Source organism: Acinetobacter sp. HZNU-JH01, from assembly GCF_037996845.1.
In the GTDB taxonomy this organism is placed as follows: domain Bacteria; phylum Pseudomonadota; class Gammaproteobacteria; order Pseudomonadales; family Moraxellaceae; genus Acinetobacter; species Acinetobacter haemolyticus.
In genome coordinates this window covers 876,868-902,576 of record NZ_JBBMZX010000001.1, presented here as the reverse complement: position 1 = coordinate 902,576, position 25,709 = coordinate 876,868, and the positions used below count along the sequence as shown (strand labels likewise).

The 25,709-nt window shown below is 38.8% G+C and carries 18 protein-coding genes and 1 pseudogene; 8 read left to right on the top strand and 11 right to left on the bottom strand.

Annotation, left to right across the window (positions count from 1 at the left end; genetic code table 11):
• Nucleotides 1-26 precede the first annotated feature (26 nt).
• From AAC851_RS04275 to AAC851_RS04235, 9 genes are all read right to left on the bottom strand, one after another.
• A complete protein-coding gene (locus tag AAC851_RS04275; protein ID WP_171057135.1) occupies nucleotides 27-908 on the bottom strand; it encodes a hypothetical protein in 882 nt (293 codons plus the stop codon).
• Nucleotides 886-2,733 carry a hypothetical protein gene (locus AAC851_RS04270; RefSeq protein WP_340600554.1) on the bottom strand — a complete coding sequence of 616 codons (1,848 nt, stop codon included), beginning with the start codon at nucleotides 2,731-2,733 and terminating at the stop codon, nucleotides 886-888. Before AAC851_RS04270 ends, AAC851_RS04275 begins: the two co-directional genes overlap by 23 nt.
• Nucleotides 2,734-3,984: a glycosyltransferase family 2 protein gene (locus AAC851_RS04265; RefSeq protein WP_004638342.1), complete on the bottom strand. Its 1,251-nt coding sequence runs from the start codon at nucleotides 3,982-3,984 to the stop codon at nucleotides 2,734-2,736.
• Nucleotides 3,971-4,876 (bottom strand): hypothetical protein, encoded by a 906-nt coding sequence (locus AAC851_RS04260; protein WP_125502679.1) that lies wholly within the window; start codon nucleotides 4,874-4,876, stop codon nucleotides 3,971-3,973. The genes AAC851_RS04265 and AAC851_RS04260 overlap by 14 nt, the downstream gene beginning before the upstream one ends.
• A complete protein-coding gene (locus AAC851_RS04255; protein ID WP_125502681.1) occupies nucleotides 4,876-5,625 on the bottom strand; it encodes a hypothetical protein in 750 nt (249 codons plus the stop codon). Before AAC851_RS04255 ends, AAC851_RS04260 begins: the two co-directional genes overlap by 1 nt.
• A gap of 157 nt (nucleotides 5,626-5,782) precedes the next feature.
• The gene (gene phrB / locus AAC851_RS04250; RefSeq protein WP_125502683.1) at nucleotides 5,783-7,213 is read right to left on the bottom strand and encodes a deoxyribodipyrimidine photo-lyase; all 1,431 of its coding nucleotides are present in this window, start codon (nucleotides 7,211-7,213) and stop codon (nucleotides 5,783-5,785) included.
• A gap of 118 nt (nucleotides 7,214-7,331) precedes the next feature.
• Nucleotides 7,332-7,814 (bottom strand): FKBP-type peptidyl-prolyl cis-trans isomerase, encoded by a 483-nt coding sequence (locus tag AAC851_RS04245; protein ID WP_004638347.1) that lies wholly within the window; start codon nucleotides 7,812-7,814, stop codon nucleotides 7,332-7,334.
• Between the two features lie 121 nt (nucleotides 7,815-7,935).
• Complete coding sequence (locus AAC851_RS04240; protein WP_004638348.1) at nucleotides 7,936-9,222, bottom strand: NAD(P)/FAD-dependent oxidoreductase; 1,287 nt, start codon at nucleotides 9,220-9,222, stop codon at nucleotides 7,936-7,938.
• Between the two features lie 93 nt (nucleotides 9,223-9,315).
• Nucleotides 9,316-10,632 (bottom strand): D-alanyl-D-alanine carboxypeptidase PBP6B, encoded by a 1,317-nt coding sequence (locus tag AAC851_RS04235; RefSeq protein WP_125502685.1) that lies wholly within the window; start codon nucleotides 10,630-10,632, stop codon nucleotides 9,316-9,318.
• Nucleotides 10,633-11,066: 434 nt separating this feature from the next.
• On the opposite strand from AAC851_RS04235, the gene AAC851_RS04230 reads away from it, so the two are divergent.
• Complete coding sequence (locus AAC851_RS04230; RefSeq protein WP_125502687.1) at nucleotides 11,067-12,770, top strand: M61 family metallopeptidase; 1,704 nt, start codon at nucleotides 11,067-11,069, stop codon at nucleotides 12,768-12,770.
• A gap of 158 nt (nucleotides 12,771-12,928) precedes the next feature.
• Here the strand turns inward: AAC851_RS04230 and uraH are convergent.
• Nucleotides 12,929-13,326: pseudogene (uraH, locus tag AAC851_RS04225) on the bottom strand (hydroxyisourate hydrolase).
• A 476-nt stretch (nucleotides 13,327-13,802) separates the two neighbouring features.
• Between uraH and AAC851_RS04220 the strand changes: the two are divergent.
• Both AAC851_RS04220 and AAC851_RS04215 read left to right on the top strand, forming a co-directional pair.
• Nucleotides 13,803-16,034 carry an NADP-dependent isocitrate dehydrogenase gene (locus tag AAC851_RS04220; protein ID WP_125502689.1) on the top strand — a complete coding sequence of 744 codons (2,232 nt, stop codon included), beginning with the start codon at nucleotides 13,803-13,805 and terminating at the stop codon, nucleotides 16,032-16,034.
• Nucleotides 16,035-16,186: 152 nt separating this feature from the next.
• Complete coding sequence (locus AAC851_RS04215; protein WP_252150430.1) at nucleotides 16,187-17,416, top strand: PDDEXK-like family protein; 1,230 nt, start codon at nucleotides 16,187-16,189, stop codon at nucleotides 17,414-17,416.
• 46 nt (nucleotides 17,417-17,462) lie between these two features.
• Here the strand turns inward: AAC851_RS04215 and AAC851_RS04210 are convergent, their stop codons facing one another.
• Nucleotides 17,463-18,266, bottom strand: coding sequence for an rRNA large subunit pseudouridine synthase E (locus tag AAC851_RS04210; RefSeq protein ID WP_005091135.1), 804 nt, complete (start codon nucleotides 18,264-18,266; stop codon nucleotides 17,463-17,465).
• 193 nt (nucleotides 18,267-18,459) lie between these two features.
• Between AAC851_RS04210 and icd the strand changes: the two genes are divergently transcribed.
• From icd to AAC851_RS04185, 5 genes are all read left to right on the top strand, one after another.
• Nucleotides 18,460-19,716, top strand: a complete 1,257-nt coding sequence (icd, locus tag AAC851_RS04205) for an NADP-dependent isocitrate dehydrogenase (RefSeq protein WP_005081826.1) — start codon at nucleotides 18,460-18,462, stop codon at nucleotides 19,714-19,716.
• Nucleotides 19,717-19,843: 127 nt separating this feature from the next.
• Nucleotides 19,844-21,001, top strand: a complete 1,158-nt coding sequence (locus AAC851_RS04200; protein WP_008942576.1) for an IS4 family transposase — start codon at nucleotides 19,844-19,846, stop codon at nucleotides 20,999-21,001.
• Between the two features lie 142 nt (nucleotides 21,002-21,143).
• Nucleotides 21,144-21,653: a hotdog fold domain-containing protein gene (locus AAC851_RS04195; RefSeq protein ID WP_125502693.1), complete on the top strand. Its 510-nt coding sequence runs from the start codon at nucleotides 21,144-21,146 to the stop codon at nucleotides 21,651-21,653.
• 214 nt (nucleotides 21,654-21,867) lie between these two features.
• A complete protein-coding gene (locus AAC851_RS04190; protein ID WP_340600553.1) occupies nucleotides 21,868-22,686 on the top strand; it encodes a PhzF family phenazine biosynthesis protein in 819 nt (272 codons plus the stop codon).
• 138 nt (nucleotides 22,687-22,824) lie between these two features.
• Entirely contained in the window at nucleotides 22,825-25,593 is a 2,769-nt protein-coding gene (locus AAC851_RS04185) for a M16 family metallopeptidase (protein ID WP_340600552.1), read from the top strand.
• Nucleotides 25,594-25,709 lie beyond the last annotated feature (116 nt).

Here is a 25,709-nt window from a genome sequence, read left to right as displayed (position 1 = left end):
TGTCTTAGTGAAGAAACAGCCTTGTTTTATGAGCGATATTTAAGCTTATACCATAAGGCAATCATATAGACATTGATACGGCTCATATAGTGGGGGCCATCAAAGATATAAACTTTTTGTCCCTCGTAGGCTTTCAATTGTTGGATAATTTCCCAAGGATATGCAGCTCGAAAGTGTCCATTTTTGGTTGCTCGAAATGCTTCTAAAACAATAGTAATTTTATCTTTACCAAATTCATGTTGCAGCTCATCTAAGATGATCCTTGCTTGTTCAGGTGAACGAGTGCCTACACCAACGCCATCTTGAAAAAAAACATTGGTCTGCTCAGGCAACCAACTTTTTAACCATACATCGTAATGTGTTGGCATTTCATCTGCGCTATAAATGCTCACCCATAAAGGTTTTGGAAGTTGCGTTAAAGCTTGACCTAATATTCCTACACCTAACCAAGTTGGATCGGCCTCAACTGGAAAATAATATCCTTTGAGTGGGATCGATTGAGTATGTGCAATCAGTTGTTTAGAGTTTTGAGCAAGCAACATGACTTGAGAGCGCGCCAGCTTTTCATCATATTCGCCTGCTAAACCTAAAATAATCTCCGATGCCCACGCATTTTGGTTTAGCTGTTGAAGATTTATATTTTTATCCCACTTTACAAAGCCAGTATCATGATCAAACCAAGATTTGGATTGAACAATTGACCATTGTGGAACAAATGTAGAAACCCCGAGTAGGTTCCAGTTGCCTTTGGGTGGGGTGGTAGCTAAATCTGGTTGCCAAAAAATTCCTTCAATATGAGCAGGCTGCATTTCAGATTGAGAAAAATGTATGCAGCCGCCCAAAAAAATTATGGTTGAAAAAAAGAAAATAATAATGAGTTTGAAATTATTCTGCCTTATTTTTAGCATTCGGTTTTTTCCGCCAGTACCAAAGCAAGATTGCCAAAATCATGATAACAGAAATGATAAGCACCAAGATAAAGAAAGATGACTGCTGAACCAGAGGTGCTTTTTGATTACCGACAATAATTTTTTGTAAAGTAAAGACTTGACCGTTCTGTGTCACCAAGATTTTACTGGCGTTATTGGGAATATTTTGTTGAATTTTCTCCCAAAACTTCGTGAAGTTTTGAGCGCCATCAATGGAGTCCGTCAAAACATCAAAACGTTGTTCATGAAAACGCACTAAAAAACCCTTAGCCGCAGCAGGTGCATAAACAGTATCTCGATGCATAGAGACTTGCTGGCGATAAATATTAGGGTTGACTTGAACATTAATTAATTCGGGCTTTGCTGGATCAAATTTGACGAAATTCAATGGCAATGGATCATTGGTCAGTAGCATTCGTTTTGCTGTTTGACTCAAAATTAACGCAATTTCTAAACTACCCAGCTCACCATCGATTGCAATGGTTGGATGTGTGGCAAATGCCATCGATAGTGATGCCACACCGTTTTTGAGTTTATGTGGTAATTTGACTGTGGATTTCTCAGTATCAATCCATAAAGAGCCTTTTGCTGTAGGTAAACATTGTGAGTTTACGATCACAGAATTTTCGAGTTTTAAGTGAAATGATGTGCTATCTGAAATGGTTTTTGCGAAATAGTTAAATTGACGATTTACAGGGTCAGAATCTAATTCTGCAGTTTTCAAACTACCTGCCAATCCACCATCAATCCAAGTGGTGATATTAGAGCCTTCTAATAAGCCACTCTGGACGCGTAACGCAATTTGTCCTTGCAAAATATCTGTAGGTTGCCAAACAGAAGGGAAGTTGAGGAACAGGTTTTTTTCAGCTTGGTTGAGTCGAAAATCACTGATGCCTAAATCCGCCAATGTTTTAATCTGTTTGATTTTTGCCCATGTTGGTGCTGCAAGTTTATCGGGTAGAAAAGTGGCAGAAGTATTGAGTTGCTCTAAGTAATTTGGATTGAGTAATCCGTTAATTGCTGAGACTAGTTTTTGAGGATGATCATATTTAATTTGCAAAGTTGGCACATTATTTTCAGAACTAATCTGAACTAAAGTACCCTGAGATAGCGGTGTAGGTGATTTTGAAATTTCAATTAAGAAATCGGCGGCTTGGCCTGCTGGTGGATTTTGTTCATACCATTGAACAGGGGTAACAGATCCCCATGCGTTCATGAGACGACCGAGCATCGATGCTTCATTTACATTGGCAGGGTTGAATTTGAGTACGCCTACGAATGGTGTAGGTCTGACAATTTGTGGATTAAACAACGCATCGGGCAGATCTTTTAAACGATAGACTGGTCGATGTCGTGCATAGTCAATTTGTGAATTACTTAAATACGTGACTTGATCGACATCTTCACTACAGAAGGTTGTGCGATCAGCAGCAGGTGAGGTTCGGGGTGAATATTGCTGTAAAATAAAATCTAAGCGATGAAAACCACTTTCAGCAGCGGGAATATTAAATTCCAGTTTACCATCACCGTTTAACACAGTGTTATAAATCAACTTATCATCATATTTCACCAGTAAAGTAGTGAAATGTTCAGTCGAATAATCGCTGCTAAAACGAATACTTTGCCACTCAGAACCCTTACCAACATAGAAGTAGTGTGGCTCGATCGTGTATTTGTTTGACGTATTAATATTATCAAATTTCCATGTATTCCAAGAATCTGCTAGAGCAAATACGGGCAAAGAGAGAGTCGCACTTGCTAACAGAATTTTGAAAACAGGATGGTTGAGTCGATTTTTTTTCATTTATTTTCTCTCTTTGCTACGTTCAGTTTTGTACCACTGTAGTGAATTCCCTTGTATCTTATTTTTCAACATGTCGTAGGCTGCTTTAAATACGATGAATAAAAAGATCTGTGAATATGTGATGTAAGATAAAACTGAAAAGAAATAAAGTTGGGGTTTAACTCTTTCAAGCGATAGGGTGAACCACATTTGTGCGACATATAGACAAAATGACAATGCCCATAACACTGTAAATGGTCCGGGTAAGGTGATCCCCGCTATGCCAAGTAAGCCAAGTGTTAGAGTGATATGACTCCAAATCAGCGCAGGTACGAACAGGACATAACACATTATGTTGTTGAAAATTTCGATACCAATTGGAAAAGGTTTTCTTAATGCAATCGGTAGATATTTACTGGTCACATAGAAATTACCTTGAGTCCAACGTGATCGTTGTTTGACAAAAACACTCAGTGATGGCGGGTCTTGTTGCCAACCTACGGCATAAGGTACCCATTTGATTCGCTTTTGCCCTAGAAAGATTCTGAAGCTCATTTCAGTGTCGTCAACCAATGATTTTTCATCAAATCCTCCCAATGTTTCTAGTGCATCCCGCCATATGACATAGTTGGTTCCCATCAAGGTCGATAATTCAAAACGTTGCCATCGGCCTCCTTGGAAGATCCATTGAAAGAAAATAAACTCGATGGCAATAAAGCGAGTCAAAATACTATCGCGCCAATTTCGTGTGCGGACTTTGCCATTGACGGCAACCAGTTTTTTATCTGCCAATAAGGTTTGAGCCAAGAGTCGAACGCAGTCTGGTTCGGGCGTACTATCGGCATCATAGACAATAATTAACTCACCTTTGGCATGAGGTAGACCATTGTTTAAGGTCCGAGATTTACCTTTACCTCCCATACCTTTCGGGACATTCACAATTTTAATGCACGGATAAATCTCCGCCATGCGTTCAGCGATCTCAAGAGTATTGTCTTTAGAGCCGTCATTGATTAATAACACTTCATAGGCATGTGCAGGGTAGTCTTGTTGCGCAATGGCATGGAGCGTATCTTCAATCACTACACCTTCGTTATAGGCTGGGATCAAGACACTGAGCATTGGCCACTCAGCGGGCACAGGCAAATTTTCTAACTCTTTGGCTGCATTTTTCGAGTATTTCCATGCCTGATAACTTAACCACGCCCAAAAAGCTTGTGGAATCCAAATACCAAGAAAACCAAACAAAAATAGAATATCAATCGCGGGCATTGAGTCTTCTCCTACGAATGATAGAGATGATTAAAATCAAAAGTAATGATCCACCAAGCAACAGCGAAATCCAAGAAACAGAACTACCAAAACTACTTAATAAACTAGGAAAATGGGTTGAAAAAAGATAGTCAAATGGAATCACGACAGTACTGATTGCAATTAAGAAATAACCAAATAGATTGGTTTCAACTCCGTCAGGGGTACTGGTGTAATCAACACGACCAAAACGCCATGATATTCCCAATTGGGGATATTCTATGCTGTTCACAGGCAAGTGTGCTGGAGGATTAATTAAAATTTGATAGCCAGAGTTTTGAGCATAGTTATGATTGGCTTGATAAAAGAAGTGCTGATGATGTTGAATCTTACGTGCAGGTATGGGCAGATTTTGTTTATTATCCGATTGAATGATATAGCTACCCGCAGGTTGTGAGATGAGGTTTTCATCCCAGCCTGTTTCAATCAATGTCGCTAATGGTCTCAGACCAATTGCGGTAGAAAATGTGGCTTTGGCAGAAAAGTACTTCGAATGTTCCATGTGAAAGAGCGCGATAGGAATTGCGCCGTCATTGACGGCTTTTTTTATCCGATAGTAGGTTAAAAAACTAAAATACTCATCTGGTAAAATAACGCCTGGTTTTACACCTTTATCAATAAGCTCTTTAAAACTATTCGATTGGAGTTGATCTGCTGTAAAAACGGGCCACCATGTTGCAGGCTGAGAAAAGATCTCTGAAACCATTTCAGAAGATTGAATGTGTGGGCTTGACTCTGATTTTGCAGGTTGAATTGAGCAGTGATAATACTGCTGATAAAGTTGTTGTAAAGTCATGTCTGGGTAATGTTCGGTTGTAACCAGCAGACCACAAATATTAAGAAGTACTGACATCAGTGCACCTCTCGGTCTACTTGTGACAGGTATTCTGTATGTTGTTCGACTTTAAGTTTTAAAACACTCAGCTCTTGTAGTTGTTGTAAGAAATGTGGGGTAGGGTGTTGCTCATCCATTTGATTTTCATGAATTACGATACTTTTTATTTCACTCAACTCTTCATTGATGAAATGATAGATAATACTATCACCCTCAGTGGATAAGATCGTCATAATCTTATTTTGAGTTTCTTTCCAAATATCTTCACCAAGCATTTCTCGAATGAGCACGGTGTTGGTAATTTGAATACTGATCACTTCATAATGATCTTTATGAGTCAACTGTAATAGTTTTTTTAGCTGGTCCTGAAAGTGCTTGAGTGCAGTAAGCGGTAAAATATCATGTTGATAATTTCTGTCATAACTTTGAATAGCTCGATAAGAGGCCAAGGCATTTTTAATATTGTGACGGATCGCACTAAGAAAAACTGGCGCGAGCGGCGCTACAAATAATAGGAGCAGTTGACGCTCGATATAAGTTTGATTGGCGAGATCAAGAAAGAAATAGAACGCAATACCGACAAATGCCACCAAACCAAGTATTAATGCCATACCAATATTTAAGTATGCACCTGCGATGACCAACAATAGCAAGAAAATCCAACTGCCTCGATAAGTTGCTGGCAGCCATTCATAAGCCACTACACCCATGAAGATATGAGCCGAAATGATCCATAAGACGAGTGCGGGAGCAGGATTTTTTTGCATAGTAATTTTAGTTTTAATATTGTCTTTTGTGATAAAAGTAGCACTATTTTATAGTGATTGCGATAGTTTTATGTTGTTGACTTTGTGAAGTAATTTATAGTCAGTAACATATAGTGTTGTCTATATGTTACTAAGTCGGTTGATAAATAATCCAAATCTATTCTTTAAAAGCGGCGATAGCCCGTGCTCGGCTACTTTTTAAATCAACGATTGGTATTGGATAGTTAAGACTAGAATTCATTTTGTAAGCGTAAGGCTCATGGATGGATTTAGCATCTAAATGAGCAAGTTCGGGAATCCATTGTCGTAAATAGTCGCCATTTGGATCAAATTTTTGTGATTGGCTAATTGGATTAAATATACGGAAATACGGTGCAGCATCGGTACCTGTTGAAGCACACCATTGCCAGCCACCATTGTTTGCAGCTAGATCACCATCTATAAGGTGCTGCATAAACCATTGTTCCCCTTTTCGCCAATCAATCAAAAGATTTTTACTCAGAAACATGGCGCAAATCATACGTACTCGATTGTGCATCCAACCTGTTGCAAGGAGTTGTCGCATACCTGCATCGACGATTGGAATACCAGTATGACCCTGTTGCCATTGTTGCAGCGCAACTGGATCATCACACCAGTTGATTTTTTGGGTTGAAAGCTGAAATGGCAAGTGCTTTGAAACACGTGGGTAGTCGAACAAAATATGCTGATAAAATTCTCGCCAGAGTAGTTCATCCAGCCATGTTTGCTGGCCTTCAGACTCAATCACAAAATCGCCGTGCTGTTTACGGAATAATGCCTGTAGACATTGACGGATAGAGAGAATGCCAATATTTAAATAAGCAGATAGTTGGCTGGTGCCTGCTTGTGCAGGGAAGTCGCGGGCATTTTTATAATCGTCCAATCTGTCATGGATAAATTGATCGAGTAATGTTAATGCAAAGGATTCGCCTACTGGCCATTGTTGTGTTAGATGATTAAGTTGCTGAGTATATTTAAGTTTTAGCTCTTTGAAATCTTCAAGTGAGGGGTACGGATCGATGTTGATCGGCTGCTGCACGTCAGGTACTGGATAGCATTGGGGTAAGCTTTGTTGCAAGCGTTGATAACAGACTTTTTTAAACGCACTAAAAACTTGATAGGGCTGATGGCTCTGATTACGAATCGACGCTACTGGAAAAAGTGTACGGTCATGAAAAAGTACCAGTTCTTTGTTTTGTTGGTTTAATAATTTTTGTACCTCGTTATCTCGTTTTAGTTCATTAACCCCTAGTTCAATATTGGCATATACCTGCTGAATTGGGATATTTTGCATTAAATCTGCAAAGAGCTGTGTTATATCTTTCCAAAGTGGTAAATGCTGAACAATTAAAGGAATATTGAGAGATTGCAACGCAATTTGTAATTGTTGTAGTTGACGAAGATAGAAGTCGATCTTGATGGGTGCATCATCATGTAGTTGCCATTGTTCAGGTGACAAGATCACTAGCGCAACCGTAGGTCCTGTTTGTGTTGCATGCCAAAGGGCGGCATGGTCATGGATTCTGAGATCTTGGCGAAACCAAATCAGTTGATAATCGCTTTGCATAAAGTAAGAACCACTCAATTTATTCGAAGTAAGGTATCTTTCTTATTTTATAAAAGTGAATGTGAAGAAAAAGCAAAGCCGAAGCTTTGCTTTTTAGTTGTGCTAATTCTAAAAAGAATTAGTGGTGGTGACCACCTGCACCGTGTACGTGACCGTGATCTAACTCTTCTTGAGAAGCATCACGAATTTCAACGATTTCTACTTCAAAAGTAAGATCTTGACCAGCAAGTGGGAAGTTTGCATCAACAACAACGTTGTCGCCTTCGATTGCTTTAACAGTTACGATTTGTACACCATCATCAGTTTGCGCTTGGAATTGCATACCAGGTTGAATGTTGTCTACACCTTGGAACATTTGAGCTGGAACTTCTTGAACAAGTTCAGGGTTGTATTCACCGTAACCTTCTGCTGCAGGAACATTTACAGTGAATTTCTCACCTACAGTTTTACCTGTAAGTGCGTTTTCTAAACCAGGAATGATGTTCCCTGCGCCGTGCAAATATGCAAGTGGTTCACCTTGAGATTTATCAAGTGTTTCACCCTCAGCGTTTGTTAAAGTGTAGTGGAATGAAACCACGTGGTTATTTGCAATAGCAGTCATGTTGTTAATCCATTCAAAGAGTTCAGGTGTACATCATAAAGTGAAAAGTCGATTTTGTTGACTATTTTCCACTTTTTGAAACGATTTCGTTATAAATGGGAACGAAATTTATGTTTTCAACTCAGTACAGTTTAATTTTTGGGCGAACACGACGGGTAAGCAAATCTTTCATAGTTAACATTCCTGCCTGTGTATAACCATGAATGTTGGCTTGATGCAGTCGATACAAAGATACATACATCGTTTTGGCAATAAAACCTTGCACACTCACGTCACCCAATAACTCACCTACAGCCTGATTTCGGCTTAATGAAACCAATGAGCCTTTATCATTAAAGACAAACATCGGTTGTGGTGAGTGGTTTAAACGTGCTGCCATCGCATCAACTAAAAAACTCGCTTGCTGGCTGGCAACTTGTGCACGAGGTCCGAGAGGTGGTTGACGTGCATCCAGTTGGCAATGGGCGCAATCTCCAAATGCAAAAACATTCGGATCCGAATACGTTTGTAAGGTCGCATAGACCATTAAACGATTGATTTTATCACGTTTAAAATCATTTAAAGCTTCTAATATCTTAGGTGCTTTAACGCCTGCTGCCCAAACTGTAATATCAGAATGGATGACATTGCCGTTACTAAAATAGACATTGGAATCATCAACTTTTTGCACTTTGTGCTGGGTTAGAATTTCAATTCCCATTTTTTGCAATTGCTTGGCACTATGTGCTGCTGTTTTCTCATTGAGTGCTGGTAAGATGCGATCAGAAGCTTCAATGAGAGTAATTTTGACTTGTTTCGGATTGATTTTCTTTAACCCGTAGCGATAAAAATTCTTGGTGGTTTCAATCAACTCTGCAGCGAGCTCGACACCAGTTGCACCAGCACCAACAATCCCGATATTTAAAGCACGTTCAGTTGATTGATTTTGTGCCTCAATATAAAGATGAAATAAATCTTGTTGGAAAATATCAGCTTGTTGACGACTGTCTAGGAAATGACAATGTTCGCGTACACCTTCTGTACCAAAGTCATTTGATACAGAGCCAACTGCGATCACCAATGTGTCATAGCTTAAACTTTGAATAGCAGGGGTGTGTTCTTTAGAAAGCTGTGGGGGAGAAAGTGTAATTTGTTTTTGATCTTTATTGACAGCAATCAGGGTACCGAGGACGAACTCAAAATGATGCTTTTCTGCGTGGGCGAAATAATTGGTTTGTTCTTCGTGGGGGTTAAGTGAGCCTGCGGCAATTTCGTGTAGGAGAGGTTTCCAAATGTGGGTGAGGTTCTGATCGACTAAGGTGATTTTGGCTTTTTTATGTTTACCAAAACGTTCGCCTAGTTGTGTCGCAAGTTCTAAACCACCTGCGCCACCACCCACAATCACGATATGATGTAAGGTTTTGCTCATGATTAACCTAATTGTTTTTGTGAAAGGATGGTTGGATTATGCCATCCTTTTTTCAATCTTGTATGGTTAATCTTGAGAAAAATAGTTGGTTTTTTACCCTTGATTTAAAGGATAAAGTTTGGCAGCTTTTGTATCATTTGTTGAGAAGAACGAAAATAAGTTAGAAAACCACAACATAATTTTTTGGAAAATATTTGCTTCTTCAATCTGTACCTCATTTTCAATCTGTAGACTGCGAAGTAGTTGATTATTTTGATAAATAGACACGGTAGCCAAATTCATTGCTTGAGTGAGTGGCGCAGTTAAGCGTTGCTCGTTGAGTTCAATATTAACCCGCGTATGCGTGTTTTGGAGTGGCTCAATGATTTTTACACCATTTTCATCCACAATTTGAAGACGTTGGGTCAGTGGATCAAACTGATTTAAATCGATTGGTGTGGCTTGGTCATATAGTGAAGTCGTCACAATTGTCGGTTGCTGTGTCTCAACTTTGAAGATTTTGAGGGTTGAACGAATGACTGGCAACTCAGCGATCAGTTGATGTTTTGGGATCACTTCTTCGTCACGGGTATAAGCATAAGCCAAGTTCATTAACTTGTTCGCGACTTCTGCACGTGTGATGGCATTTGGTGTGCCAAGTACGATGACGATTAAGCGGCGTTTATCTATATGTGGATTTAAAGTTGGGCGTTCTGCTGTTAGAGCCAAGTTATAACCAGCAGCTTTGGTAAAACCTGTTTTTAGACCATCTGCTGTTGGGTCCATTTTTAGAGCAAGATTCGTTGCGCGATGGAAACGTTGGTTGTAACTAAAACTTGGCATTTTTGAATAATAAAGATATTCAGGTGTTTTGGTTACAATTGCTTGTGCTAATAAGCCCAAATCTGATGCTGTTGAGTAATGATCTGGCATCGTGATACCCGCAGGATTACTAAAATGAGTATCTTTCATGCCTAAGGCTTGAGCTTCTTGGTTCATACGTATGATGAACTGAGGCACGCTACCCGAAATTCTCTCAGCAAGCGTCAATGCGGCATCATTGGCAGACATGACAATTAAACCTGCTAAAAGTTGATCAACAGAAATCTGCTCACCTTCTTTTAAATACATTTGGGATTCGTCCCACATCACGGTATTTACAACGGAGGTTGCAGTGATTACATCCTCTTTGCGTAATTTTCCAGCTTCAATTTCCTTCAATGCCACATATGCCACCATCATCTTTGTCAAAGATGCTGGAGCACGTTGTACATGGCTATTATGCTCGGCGATGATTTGTCCTGATTGTGCATCGACAATAGACCATGCTTGAGCTTCAACCGTTTCAGGGGAGATATTAAGTAAAGTCGCATGTGCAATATTTGCAAAAAACAAACTCAATAATGTAAGGAATGAGAGGAAAAATTTCACGAGAACACCTTGTGCGGCCAATCCATGGGCATGGAATGCGAAAAAAGCATGCTATGACTTTTTCGTAGAAGAATCTAGGGGTTGTTGACATTTTATATATGAATTGCGTTGTAGACTAAAATTTCATTAGACGAGGCATGAAACGCAGGGAATGGCTATTCCCTTGCCAAGTTTCATAACGAAGTATGAGGGAATTTTAGTAACAACCCTTCGGGACAGGGATATTTTTTGTCGCTACTACGTTATGACTTCTTCATTTAGAATGACTAAATTTCACAAGTCATGCCTTGTATCGCCTAAAAAACATCCTCTGTCGCAACCATAGATAAAGTGACAACAGCCCCCTAAACTTTTGCTGACATTTAAGACATCTACGCATGAGTTTGTAAAAAAATGCTAAGCTGTCGGAAATTTTTTTATTTTTAGTTTGAATTATGCTGCACTATCAAATTGAATTTGACGATTATCGCCAACATCTTATTCATGTCACGCTTCGTTTTCTTGCAAATCCAAATCAAGAGCTTTGGCTACCGACGTGGATTCCGGGCAGTTATTTAATTCGAGAGTTCTCTAAGCATATTGAATCAGTGAAAGCATCTGATGAAGCCGGACGTTTGCTCAGTATTAAAAAAACAGAGAAGAATCGTTGGCGTTTATTCAATACCGACCATGAGTTGATTACGGTTGAATATGATGTCTATGCTTATGATCTATCTGTACGTGGTGCTTATGTTGATCAAACACGACTCTATGTCAATCCAGCCTGTGTTTGTTTGGGACTTCAGGATCAGGAGCAAGCCCCATGTGAAGTTGAGCTGTTTTTGCCAGATGAGTTGAAGCATTTTCAGATTGCTACAGGTTTAACTTCTAAAAGTTTAGTCAAAGGACGTTTCACCTTAAAAGCGGATAACTACGATCAATTGATTGATAGTCCTTTTGAGCTAGCAGAGCAGAGCCGTTTCAGCTTTGAAGCGAACGGGATTCCACATGAGTTTGTGATTTCAGGAAAGCACAATACCAATTTAGAGCGTATGCAAGCAGATATTGAGAAAATCTGTCGAACTGAAATAGAAATGTTTGGTTCCGCGCCATTTCAAAACTATACCTTTATGACGATAGCAACAGGTAATAGCTATGGTGGTTTGGAACATTGCAATAGCACCAGTTTGATTACACCGCGGGATGATTTGCCTAAGCTTGACGAAGCTGAAGAACCTTCAAAGGACTATCAACGTTTCTTAGGTTTATGCAGCCATGAATATTTTCACTCATGGTTAGTGAAGTTTATTCGACCGGATAATTTTGCCAATTATGATTTACACAAAGAAGGTTACACCAGCCTATTGTGGATCTTTGAAGGTTTCACTTCCTATTATGATGATTTGATTTTATTGCGTAGTGGTGTGATTTCTCAGAAATCGTATTTAGATTTATTGAAAGGGCAAATTGATCGTTATTTGCAAAATCCAGGACGTTTCATTCAAACGGTTTCTGAGTCAAGTTTTGATGCTTGGATTAAATTTTACCGCCAAGATGAAAATTCTAATAATGCGGGTACCAGTTACTATAATAAAGGCAGTTTGGTGGCGCTGTGTTTAGACTTGGGGCTTCGTTTACGTGGTTCTAGCTTGGATGCGTTAATGCGCCGTTTGTACGAAAATACTCAGCAGGGTATTCAAGTCAATGAGCGTACAATCTTTGATTTGTGCAAAGCGCTGACAGGCGATGATTGGATTGAGCAGATTAATCACTTGATCAATACCACTGACGAACTGCCACTGGACCAATTATTACCTGAGTTTGGTCTAAGTTACGTGCTTAAAAACGAAAAAGCCTTGCCTTTTGGTTTGAAATTGCTCGATAAAACTGAAGGTGTTGTTGTGCAACAAGTACGTCGTGAAGGTGCGGCAGCTCAAGCTGGTTTATCAGCAAATGATGTCATTATTGCGATTGATGGTGTTAAAGCTTCGGAAAAGCTTCTGGCAAAATATGCAAAACAGCAAGGTACATATACGGTTTATGCTTTCCGCCGTGATGAGCTATTAACATTTGAGCTGAATGGTGGGGAAAATCCATTGACTACAGTTGATTTAAATGTTGAAGACCAAGCGAAACTTGATACTTGGTTAGCATCTTGATCAAAGGATCGCAGACACAACTTCCGATGAAGTATTCGTAATTCTATTTTTGCAGGAAAAATCTAGATTACAGCCTTCAGGTTAGATACATCGTCTAATTTGAAGGCTGCTTTTCTATGATTAAACCTTCGCAAATATATGTATAGATTAGGATGAGGTTAATTACCACGATAAGTTGAATAACCATAAGGGCTAATTAAAAGTGGAATATGGTAATGTTCAAGTTTTCCATCTATAGAGAAAATGACTGGCACTTCTGGAAAAAATGAACTCTGTTTGTGCTGTTCAAACCATTCTCCTGTTTTGAACGTGACTTTATAAATCCCTTTTTGAAGTGGTGAGTCTTTGGGATATAAATCCGTAATACGTCCTTGCTGATTAGTTATATTGTTATTGAGCACTTTCCATTGATTATTTCTTGTTTTTCCAGAATAACCTTAACCCCAGCAGAAGGGAGCCCATTTTCTAAGTTGAGCACATGTACACTTAGTGGATTTTGAGCAAAGCTAAAAGAAGAAAGAGTCATAGCGACTAATGGGACGAAAACTTTCATCATTTGATCTATCCTGAAATAAAAAAACTAATTTTAATCATTTGGTCAAAAATTAAGTTTAAAAAGTGTAAATAAAACTAGAGTCGAATATTCAGATTGATTTCGATCACTTATGATCGGAAGTCGTTCTAAAAAAATGTTGAGCTGAAACTCTCATCAATCTAAGTCTTGAACCCGAACAAATAATATTCGTTTTGTAGTATTTCGTATTGAAATGTCGTTATCTCGATATATTACATTGACTGAGAAGTGATCAGTACTGATACTCTCATGTTTTACTTAAGCTAACCGATTTGCAGGCGATAAAACTCCAACTTGCTACTACTATTTCGTAGCGAAATGTCGTTATCACTGGATATTGCGTTGACTGAGATGCGATCAGGGCTGATACTCTCAGGGTTTTATTTAAGCACATCGGTTCTTAGGGGTTGGGCCACAAGTTCGACCCTCAAAACTCAATCCAACACAAGGGGCTATATATGGCTAGTGGGAAGTCAACAATCATTTACACACTGACTGATGAGGCGCCACTGTTGGCGACCTATTCGCTACTGCCAATCATTGAGACTTTTACTAAGCCTGCAGGCATCGAGATCGTTAAAAGTGATATCTCTGTTGCTGCACGGGTACTTGCAGAGTTTTCGGATTACCTAAATGACGAACAGAAGGTAACGAATAATCTCGCAGAACTTGGTCGTCGTACTCAGGATCCTGATACAAATATTATCAAACTTCCAAATATCAGTGCTTCTGTAGCGCAGTTAACCTCATGCATAAAAGAGCTGCAGTCTAAGGGCTATGCAATTCCTGATTATCCTGAAAACCCAACAACTGAGGAAGAAAAGGAAATCAAGGCGCGTTATGGTAAATGTCTTGGTTCAGCGGTAAATCCAGTTTTACGCGAAGGTAACTCTGATCGTCGTGCACCTGCGGCTGTTAAAAACTATGCGAAAAAACACCCGCACTCAATGAGCGAGTGGAAGCAATGGTCACAAACTCACGTTTCTCATATGGATGAAGGCGACTTCTACCACGGTGAAAAGTCGATGACACTTGACCGTGCACGTAATGTAAAAATGGAACTCATCACCAAAAGTGGTGAAACCATCGTGCTTAAGCCAAAAGTTGCGTTACAAGATGGTGAAATCATTGATTCAATGTTCATGAGCAAAAAGGCGCTTTGCGACTTTTATGAAAAAGAACTTGAAGATTGTCGTGAAGCGGGCATTTTGTTCTCTTTACACGTAAAAGCGACCATGATGAAGGTGTCACACCCAATCGTATTTGGTCACTGTGTGAAAATTTACTACAAAGATGCGTTTGAAAAGCACGGCAAATTATTCGATGAGTTAGGCATTAACGTGAATAACGGTATGGCTGGTCTTTATGAAAAGATTGAGACATTACCGACTTCTTTACGTGAAGAAATCATCGAAGATTTACATGCTTGCCAAGAGCACCGTCCTGCACTTGCAATGGTTGATTCTGCAAAAGGTATTACCAATTTCCATTCACCAAATGATGTGATTGTAGATGCTTCAATGCCTGCAATGATTCGTGGTGGCGGTAAAATGTGGGGTGCTGATGGTAAACCATACGATTGTAAAGCAGTAATGCCTGAGTCAACGTTCGCACGTATCTACCAAGAAATGATTAATTTCTGTAAGTGGAACGGTAACTTTGATCCACGTACGATGGGTACTGTGCCAAACGTCGGTTTGATGGCGCAAAAGGCAGAAGAATACGGTTCACACGATAAAACGTTTGAAATTGCAGAAGCGGGTGTTGCCAACATCACTGATCTTGAAACAGGTGAAGTGTTGATGTCTCAGAATGTTGAGGAAGGTGATATCTGGCGCATGTGTCAGGTGAAAGACGCTCCAATTCGTGATTGGGTGAAACTTGCAGTAACACGTGCACGTAACTCTGGTATGCCTGCGATTTTCTGGCTTGACCCATACCGCCCACACGAAAATGAACTGATCAAGAAAGTTGAAAAATACTTGAAAGATCATGACACTGAAGGTTTAGATATTCAAATCATGTCGCAAGTACGCGCAATGCGTTATACGCTTGAGCGTGTAGCTCGTGGTTTGGATACGATTTCAGTAACAGGTAATATTCTTCGTGACTACTTAACTGATTTATTCCCAATCATGGAATTGGGTACTTCTGCGAAAATGTTGTCTATCGTGCCGTTAATGGCGGGTGGTGGCATGTATGAAACAGGTGCGGGTGGTTCAGCACCGAAACATGTACAGCAGTTAGTTGAAGAAAACCACTTACGTTGGGATTCTCTTGGTGAGTTCCTTGCATTGGCTGTGTCTTTAGAAGAACTTGGTATCAAAGAAGACAATAACCGTGCAAAATTGCTTGCCAAGACACTTGATCAAGCGACAGGAAAATTGTTGGATAACGACAAGTCTCCATCACGTCGTACAGGTGAACTTGATAACCGTGGTAGTCATTTCTATTTAGCGTTGTATTGGTCAGAAGCATTAGCTGCTCAAGATGAAGATGCTGAGTTAAAAGCGAAGTTTGCTCCTCTAGCAAAAGCACTCGCTGAAAATGAACAGAAAATTCTTGCTGAATTAAGTGAAGTGCAGGGTAAAGCTGCTGATATTGGTGGTTACTATGCTGTAGACCCTGTGAAGGTAAGTGCTGTAATGCGTCCAAGTGCAACACTTAATGCTGCGCTTGAAACTATTTAAGTTTTAATACTTTACTGATAAATTTATCAGTGATGTAAAAAGCCGATGTGAAAACATCGGCTTTTTTGTGTCTTTAATTTTTATTAGATTTAAATCAATATATCGTCTTAAGTAATAGTTTTAATTAATGGGGGGTAGCAATGGAGACTGAGGTGGAGAATCAATTAAAAGCATTGATTCTTGATGATGATTTCACGAATTTACAAAATTTAGCAAATGAAGAAGTAAATTTAATGAGTATACTTCGAGTTTCACATCGTGAGCTTCAACACTCTAATTTTTTATCATGGTTGTTTGATCCCAATGCTACGCATGGTTTAGGTGATTATGTTTTTAAAGAGTTTATAAAAATTTATTTCCAAGAAAATGAATTCCAAAATCTAGGTGTAGAGAATGGGTTATCAGTTTTTGATTTCTTTAGTTTGGATTTTGATGATTTAATTATTAAAAGAGAGTTTAAAAATATAGATCTTCTTTTTATTTCACCTAAGAATAAATTTTTTATGCTTGTTGAGAATAAAATTTATTCTGGAGAGAGTAGTGGGCAATTAGAAAAATATAGAAATATAGTGAATAATTTGTATGGAGAATATAATCATCAAATTTATATATATTTATCTCTTAAAGATCAGGTGGTTAGCCAAGAGGCTGAGAAGTATTATGTGAAACTAACTTATTCTCATATTATAAAGCTTTTAGAGAAAATAATTTTAAATCAAAGGTTAGGTTTGGCAGATAAAGTCAAATTTGTACTTGAACAATATTTAGGAACTTTGAAATCAATGTTAAATGAAAATAAGGAAATTGAAGATATTTCTAAACGCTTATATAAGAAATATAAGGCGGCATTTGATCTGGTTTATAAATATAATCGACCAACGGAAATTACGGAGATTGGTGAAATAATAAGTGATATGATAAAAAATGAATCTAGTATTGTGTATTTTCATAGTAATAAAACCTATATTAGATTTCAGCCAAAATTTATACATGAAAATTATGATAGGTTGAGATCAAAAGGCTTGTTAGATTTTTCTGAAAATTTGCAAGATAGCTGGCTCTATTTGTTTGAGTTCAATGTAAGAAATGATTTTGTTAAATTTGATTTAAAAATTGGTAAAGGCAATCAAGAAATACGAGAAAAACTTCATAAGATTTATTCTAAAAATAAAAACTTCTTTTCTAAAGTTGGTAGAAAAAAGATGTCACCTGAGTGGCATTTATCATTTCAAAAGACTATTTTGACCTCTGAAGAGATATTCAACTATGTGGAAAATAATGATATTGAAGAGATAAAGAAAATTATTACTAGTCGTTTTCATGATCTTATTAATAACGATTTAAAACAATATATAAAAATCTTAGATGAGGAAATGGCGTAATAGTTTTATGAAAGAATGCATATGCATTCTTTCATAATTTTTTTATTTAACGACCATTACGGCTACGTCCGCGCGGTGCTTTAGTATTTGGTCGAGTTGTACCATTGGTTTTACGACGTGGCTTTTCACTTTCATCCATTTGCCAAATACGCTTGGTACCTGATTTTTTCTTATTCGGGTCTTTCTTGTCACCTTCTTTTTTCTTTTGATGCATAGGCTTGCCGCCAGTCCCGCCAGGTTTCTTCACATAAGAGCGAGAACGGTAAGGCTTGTCCTCAGGCAGGTCTTTAAAATCAGGGAAAAGCAACGGCTCGATTTCAGTTTGTTCGCCCGGTTGTAAACCTAGACGAATCAAATTGATTGAACCAATTTGAGTACGGATAAGACGTAAGGTAGGGAACCCAACAGCGGCAGTCATACGGCGAACTTGACGATTACGACCTTCACAAATTTGCAGTTCTATCCAGCTCGTCGGAATGCTTGCGCGATAGCGAACAGGAGGATCACGATCCCATAACCATTCTGGTTCATCAACTTTCATCGCTTTAGCAGGTAAGGTCATACCATCCGCAAGTTCGACACCATTACGAAGTTGCTCCAAAGCTTCTTCGGTAACATCGCCATCAACTTGGGCTAAATAAGTTTTATATTTTTTATTGCTTGGATGAGTGATGAACTGATTTAAACCTCCATGATCGGTCAGAAACATCAAACCTTCGGAGTCTAAATCTAAACGACCTGCAATTCGCAACTCAGGATCTTTGATAAAACTTGAAACCGTTAAATGTGCTTCATCTTCCCGAAACTGTGACAAGACATCATAAGGTTTGTTGAAGACAACTATTTTCATAGAGAAATACTACTTTTGGATTATGGGGTATTTGGTGAATATATGCTTTTATTTTATCGGGAAATGCGGTTATTTCTCATATAAATCAAAAAACATATTGGATTGGATTAAACTAATTCACAGTATAAAAAATAAAGTATGCCATAAGAAGGTATACATTTACTCGCAAGTTACATGAGGGAGAGCCTATACAATGGGTTATCAGAAGATCGTGGTTCCTGCAGATGGCGATAAAATTACCGTAAATGCAGACCTGTCACTGAATGTTCCAAATCATCCAATCATTCCTTTTATCGAAGGCGACGGTATTGGTGTAGATATTACACCAGCAATGAAAGCAGTTGTAGATGCTGCTGTTCTAAAAGCATACGGTGGCAAACGTTCGATTGAATGGATGGAAGTCTATTGTGGTGAAAAGGCCGATAAGATTTACGGTAATTATATGCCAGAAGAGACATTTGATGCACTACGTGAATTCATTGTTTCGATCAAAGGTCCATTAACGACACCTGTTGGTGGTGGCATTCGCTCTTTAAATGTTGCCTTGCGTCAAGAACTAGATTTGTATGTATGTGTGCGACCTGTACGCTGGTTTGAGGGCGTTCCTTCACCAGTACAGCATCCTGAATTAACAGATATGGTGATTTTCCGTGAAAATTCGGAAGATATTTATGCTGGGATTGAATGGAAAGCCGATTCTCCTGAAGCGAAAAAAGTGATTAAGTTTCTCAAAGAAGAAATGGGTGTGACCAAAATTCGTTTCCCAGAAGGATGTGGTATTGGTATTAAGCCTGTCTCAAAAGAGGGAACGCAACGTTTGGTTCGAAAAGCAATTCAGTTTGCGATCGATAATGATAAGCCTTCTGTGACTTTGGTGCATAAAGGCAACATCATGAAGTATACCGAAGGTGCGTTTAAAGAGTGGGGCTATGAGCTTGCAATCGAGCGTTTTGGCGGTGAACTGCTGGATGGTGGTCCTTGGGTTAAAATTAAAAACCCTAAAACCGGCAAAGACATTATTATTAAAGACGTGATTGCTGATGCATTCTTACAACAAATTCTGATGCGCCCAGCGGATTATTCAGTCATTGCCACATTAAATCTGAATGGTGACTATATTTCTGATGCTCTGGCGGCAGAAGTTGGCGGGATAGGTATAGCGCCCGGTGCAAATATTGGTGGTGCGATTGCAGTTTATGAAGCAACACATGGAACTGCGCCAAAGTATGCTGGACAAGATAAAGTCAATCCGGGTTCGATTATTCTTTCTGCTGAAATGATGTTACGAGATATGGGCTGGACCGAAGCCGCTGATTTGATTATCAAAGGTGTTTCAGGAGCAATTGCGGCAAAAACCGTAACTTATGATTTTGAGCGTCTAATGCCAAATGCAACCTTATTACGCTGCTCAGAGTTTGGTCGAGCCATTATTGAGCATATGGAAGAGTAAATATCCAGTGAACAAGAGGATGGTGCGCCACACTGCTGTCCCATAGTTTTGTTTAAATAAAAAACCTGAGTCCAAAATAGTTAAAATATAAGTGCGAACAAACACTTTAACTACAAGGACTCAGGTTTTGTCACATCAGAATACCGTATTTCATCAATTACTTAAACCTATTTCACGATGTGATTTTGAACGTCTTGCCAAGCAGCATCATTGTGGACAAAAATTAAGATCAGCCACACGCTGGGATCAGTTTATTGCCATATTGATGTCCCAGCTGTCCTGTCGGCAAAGCTTAAGAGATATTCAATCCAATCTCGAATCACAGCAGGAAAAGCTCTATCACCTCGGTGCTAAGACTATTGCACGAAGCACCTTGGCAAGAATCAATCAAGAACAACCTGCCAGCCTATATCAGCAATTATTTACTCAGTTACTTCGGCATTGTGAAAACACAAAGATTGCACATAAATTTCGATTTAAGAATCCGCTGTATTCACTTGATGCAAGCCACATTGATCTTTCACTGTCCTTATGCGAATGGGCAAAAGTACATGAATCCAAAGCGAGCATTAAACTGACAGTTGGATTAAATCACAGCAATACGATTCCTGAATTTGTTGCACTCGGAGATGGTATTGAAAATGATATGGTGCAAGGCAGATTACTCAAATTTCCACCTGGAAGTATCGTAGTTTTTGACAAGGGGTATGTTGATTATCAGTGGTTTGCAGAGATGACTGACCGAAAAGTCAGCTTTGTGACACGGCTAAGACCGAAGACGGTTTATGAAGTAAAGTCAAAACGTGAAGTATACGCTTGCAAAGGAATTCTTGCGGATGAATATATTGAGTTGAGCAGTGATTATGCTAAAAAGCGTGGTGCACCGAAGCGATTAAGACGAATAGAATTTTATGATGTTGAAAAGAAAAGGACATTTGAATTTCTAAGTAACAACTTTCATCTAGCTGCATCGACTATTGCAGCAATTTACAAAGATCGTTGGAAAGTAGAATTATTTTTCAAAGCGATTAAACAGAATTTAAAATTGAAATCATTTCTAGGTCGAAGCCGAAATGCCATACAAACTCAAATATGGATTGCATTAATTGCCTATTTATTAGTGAGTTTTGCAAAACATATGGCTCATGAGGGATGGACTGTCCAGAGATTATTAAGAATTATTCAGGTCAATTTATTTGAAAGAAAACTTCTAAAGGCATTATTTTTACCCGATAAGAAGTGGCGAAAACAAGAAGAACCTCAATTGAGGTTCTTCTTGGAATAATTGTGGGACAGCAGTGTGGTGCGCCATCCTTTTTATTTTTATGGGTTGTCTTTATTGAGTCTACGTTTATTTGACTTAGACAATGTCGGGCACTCCTGAGAGATGTTATGTTATTTGCTCATTCACCTAATATCATACTCACATGACTAATATAATTACATCGGTTCTCAATCAAGTAAAAAAGAAAGTTACTCGTCAAGAAAACTATGTGCTAGCTGCTTATGAATGGTTAAAACCTGTTCCGGGCGGATTAAGACTACTTTCTAAAGTTGTAAGTCGCAAAGCTCCATATTTTCAGACAGTTGATCCGATTATTCAGAAATTAGAGCGTAATTATTGCGAAGCAATAATGTCTAAAACTAGAACTGTCGAAAATCATATTGGAACGGTTCATGTGATTGCAATCTGTAATGGTTTAGAGTTTGTGATGGGAGTATTAACAGAAGCATCTATTCCAGCCCATCTTAGATGGTTGCCAAAAGGGATGCAGGTCAACTATGTCGCTAAATCTAATTCAGATATTAAACTGATTGCGCGTGTTGAAGATGAATGGAAAGCTGGTGATCTGAATGTTACGATTGAAGCTTATCGTGAAGACGGAACTATAGTTGTACAAGGTACAATCATGTTATGGGTCACTGAAAAGAAGTAAAACTTCAACACCCAAAATCTGTAAGTTAGAAACTCGTTGAGTCGTGTTAAGACTTTGGGTTTCTAAGTCATAACTTAAAAAAACGATGCTGTTTGCAAATAAAGTTGTTTATCGCTAAAAGTTTAGATGTGTATTGTAAATTTAGAAAAATCTGTATCTATAATTCATCAACCATTTGTTCAAAATAATTGAAAAAGTTTGAGAGTCTAAATTTATGAAAATGTACCAAGTTGATGCTTTTACCAAAGAACTTTTTAAAGGTAATCCAGCGGCTGTAATCGTTGTGAATGAGTGGTTAGATGAAGCGCTGATGCAAAATATTGCTTTAGAAAACAATTTGTCTGAAACTGCTTTTGTCAAAAGACAAGATGATGCGAATTATGAAATTCGTTGGTTTTCACCAACAGATGAAGTTGCTTTCTGTGGACATGCGACTTTAGCTAGTGCCTTTGTTTTATTTAAAGATTTCACTACTGTAAAGACGATTCAATTTCATGTGAAAGATTTAGGAATTTTTATCGTTACTCAAGCTGAAGACGGTAAAATTAAAATGAATTTCCCGATTCGTAGAGCCGAGTTGATCACTGACTACCCACAAGTGTTGCGTGATGGCTTAACGAAACCGTTTAAGGCTGTGTACCTAAATGTTCAGGCGTATATTGTTGAGTACGAAACTGTGCAAGATGTATTGGATGAGCAACCCAATCTGGAAAAGCTAAAGCAGCTTGGCAAAGTGCGTACAGCGATTACTGCCTCTCAACCAGATGTGGCAATTACAGCAAGAGGTGAAGGACAGTTTGATTGTGTGTCACGTTATTTCGCGCCTGCGATTGGCATAGATGAGGATCCGGTGACAGGTTCAATCCATACAGCTATTGTTCCACTTTGGGCAGATAAACTGAATCAAAAGCAATTGGTTGCTTTTCAAGCTTCGAAACGAGGCGGTATTTTAGATTGCGTTATTCAATCTGAAGATCGAATTGAGATTTCGGGCTATGCAAAACTCTATATGCAAGCTGAGCTTAATCTCTAAAATTTACGTAATCTTAAAACAAATAAAGAAAAAAGCTGTTTAATTAAACAGCTTTTTTCAAAACATAACTATTAAAAATGCGAATCGTTCTCTACTATAGTTTTTTTATTTAAATCACCAAAAATACTTGGATAAATTATGTTAACGCGGTTTAAGCAGCTTACTCTCTCTCTTTGTTTGATCGGGTTGAGTGCGACGTCTTGGTCTCAAGCGGTACTCGTAAAAAGTGAAAGAAATATTGAAGAATATAAATTAGATAACGGTTTTAGAGTTATTCTGGCACCAAATGAAAAAGAAAATAAAGTCTATGTAAACACAGTTTATTTGACCGGTTCATTGAACGATCCTAAGGGCAAGGGCGGTCTTGCACACTTATTAGAGCATTTGGCATTTAAAGGTACGGTCAATGTTAAAGGCGATGAGTTTCAGCGCCGTTTGGATCAATACACGCTAATGACCAATGCCAGCACTGATTATTATTCAACCAAGTATATTAATATTGTTCGTCCTGAGAAAAATGCGCTGAATGAAATTCTATACCTCGAAGCTGAGCGTATGGATAAGTTGGTTCTACAGGAAAAATTTGTTCCAGCCGAAATTGAGATTGTAAAGCGTGAACGTGAGATCCGTATGGATCAACCTTTTGCGGTGTTGATGGATCAAATGTTGAAAGCAGCTTACGGCAATCAGTATCTTGGGCGTTTGCCAATTGGTGATCTTGCTGAGTTGAAATCAATCAATATGAGTGAGTTGAATCAGTTTTACAGAACGTGGTATGCACCGAATAATGCAATCATGGTGATTTCTGGAAAATTTGATAAGGCCGAAGTGCTGAAAAAAATTGACCAGCATTTTAGCCCAATTCCAGCGAGACCCGTGCCTGTACCAGTGCAAGTTCCAGTATTAGATAGTACCATGATCAAACAACGTCAGTTCAGTGTAGAAAAGGGAAGTGACCTCGCCAAGTTTCATATTTACATGAATGGAAAAAATAGCGATATCGCACCTGCTTTAGCGCTTGCACCAGGATTATTTACTTTACAGCCAAGCGGTAGTCTATATAAAAGTATGGTTGAAACAGGGATAAGTACTGCTGTTCAATCAACAACATGGCTGGATCAGGATTTCAATCTTGTGTTTATGGGGGCAATTTATGCGCCGAATCATGACGAGAAGCAAGTGAGTGAAGCCTTAACAACGGGTGTTGAGAAAAAACAAGCTTTTAGTGAAGTCGAACTACAGCGTCTCAAAAATATCACCCAGAATGCAGCCGATACCATTGCCAATGATGCGGTCGCTTTAGGTTCGCGTTTAAGCGATTATGCAGTAACTTCGCATGGCCAGTGGGATCGTTATTTTAAAGATTTACAAGCGATTCAAGCACTCAAAGTTGATGAATTAAATACGACTCTCAAACAGTTTTTAGTGCCTGAACATCGTATTTCTGGTGATATCCGACCTACGCCAGAAGATCAGAAAAAGGCAATGACGTTGAGCGAGGAAAAGCAGCCCAAAACTTTAGATCAGACGAATGAAGTGGCTGAACCACTTAAGGACGTGAAAGTTTATCAGCAAGAAGTGGCACAGTTTGTTGAACAGTCAGCACAGCAATTGCAGAAAAACGAACAGAAGATTCAACGTGGTCAGTTGAAAAATGGCATTCGTTACGCACTTTATCCAACGTCAACACGTGATGATAAAACCTATGCCACGATTAGTTTAGATTTTGGTGATGAAAAGGCGCTATTTGGAAAGGCAACAACCTTAGATTTAGCGAGTTATTTGATGTTACGTGGTTCTGAAAAACATACTTTGCAGGAAATTACGGATAAGGCGATTGCTGCGAGTGGTGGGGCTTCCGTGAGTTCAAATGGCAACGGTTTAACCATCGTTATACAGGCGAAAAAAGATAAATTTGAAGATTTCTTCAGTTTTATCGTGGATGTGTTAAAGCAGCCAAAGTTTGCCCAAACAGAGTTTGATCTAGCTAAGAATCAAAGTTTATCGGCATTGGATCGTCCGTATACTGAACCCGCAGTCGTTGCATCGATGACTTTATCTCGTGTGTTAGAAATCTATCAGCCGGGAGATTTACGTTACCACTTTGAGCCTGAACTTGCGAAGAAGCAGTTGAATGAAGCGACACAAGCACAAGTTAAGCAGTTTTACGATCAGTTCTTTGAAACGAACTACGCGCAAATTGCGATCACAGGTGATTTTGATCCAAAGAAAATGAAAAAGACTTTGCAGAAAACCTTTGGGTCTTGGAAAGCAAAACAACCTTTCCGTAAAGTTACTGGACAATATACGGAATATAAAGCACAGAAAATTCATGCGCTATCTGAACAGCGTGAATTTGGAAGCTATCAAAGTATTTTAGCGATTCCGGTTGGTTCTTATCATCCAGATGCACCTGCTTTAATTGTGCTTAGTCATATTTTAGGTAACTCGCAACTTTCTTCGCGTTTAGCGCAAGAATTACGAGAGAAAAATGCATTGGTCTATGGATTTGGGAGTGGTTTAGACCTAGATCCTGATATCGATGATGGTACTTTAAGTATCACCGCCAACTATACGGCAGGTCGTTCTGGCCAAGTCTCTCAGTCAGTTCACAAGGTACTGAATGATTTACTCAGCAAAGGTGTAACAGCGCAAGAAGTGGAAGCAGCTAAGGCTGATATCATGAAAAAGCGAGTGACTGCACTAGAAGATGAACGCCGTATTCACGGCATGTTGACTTCGCAATTAGAACGTAATAAAACGCTATTGGATCGAGCTGTGCGTGACCAAGAATTTGCCAAGCTAAGTAAAGATGATGTTGATCGTGTCATTAAAAAATACATTAAACTTGAGCATTTCGTTGAGGTGATGGCTGATCAATATGGTCAGGCTCAAGATCCTCGTTGATTAGGATCTCCTCACTTTGATGGTGGTTTTTTTAAAAATCTGTGCTTTCATGGTTGAAGTTAGATTTAAATTCACATGCTTGAATTCTTGTTGCTCGTCATATTAGAAGACAAGCT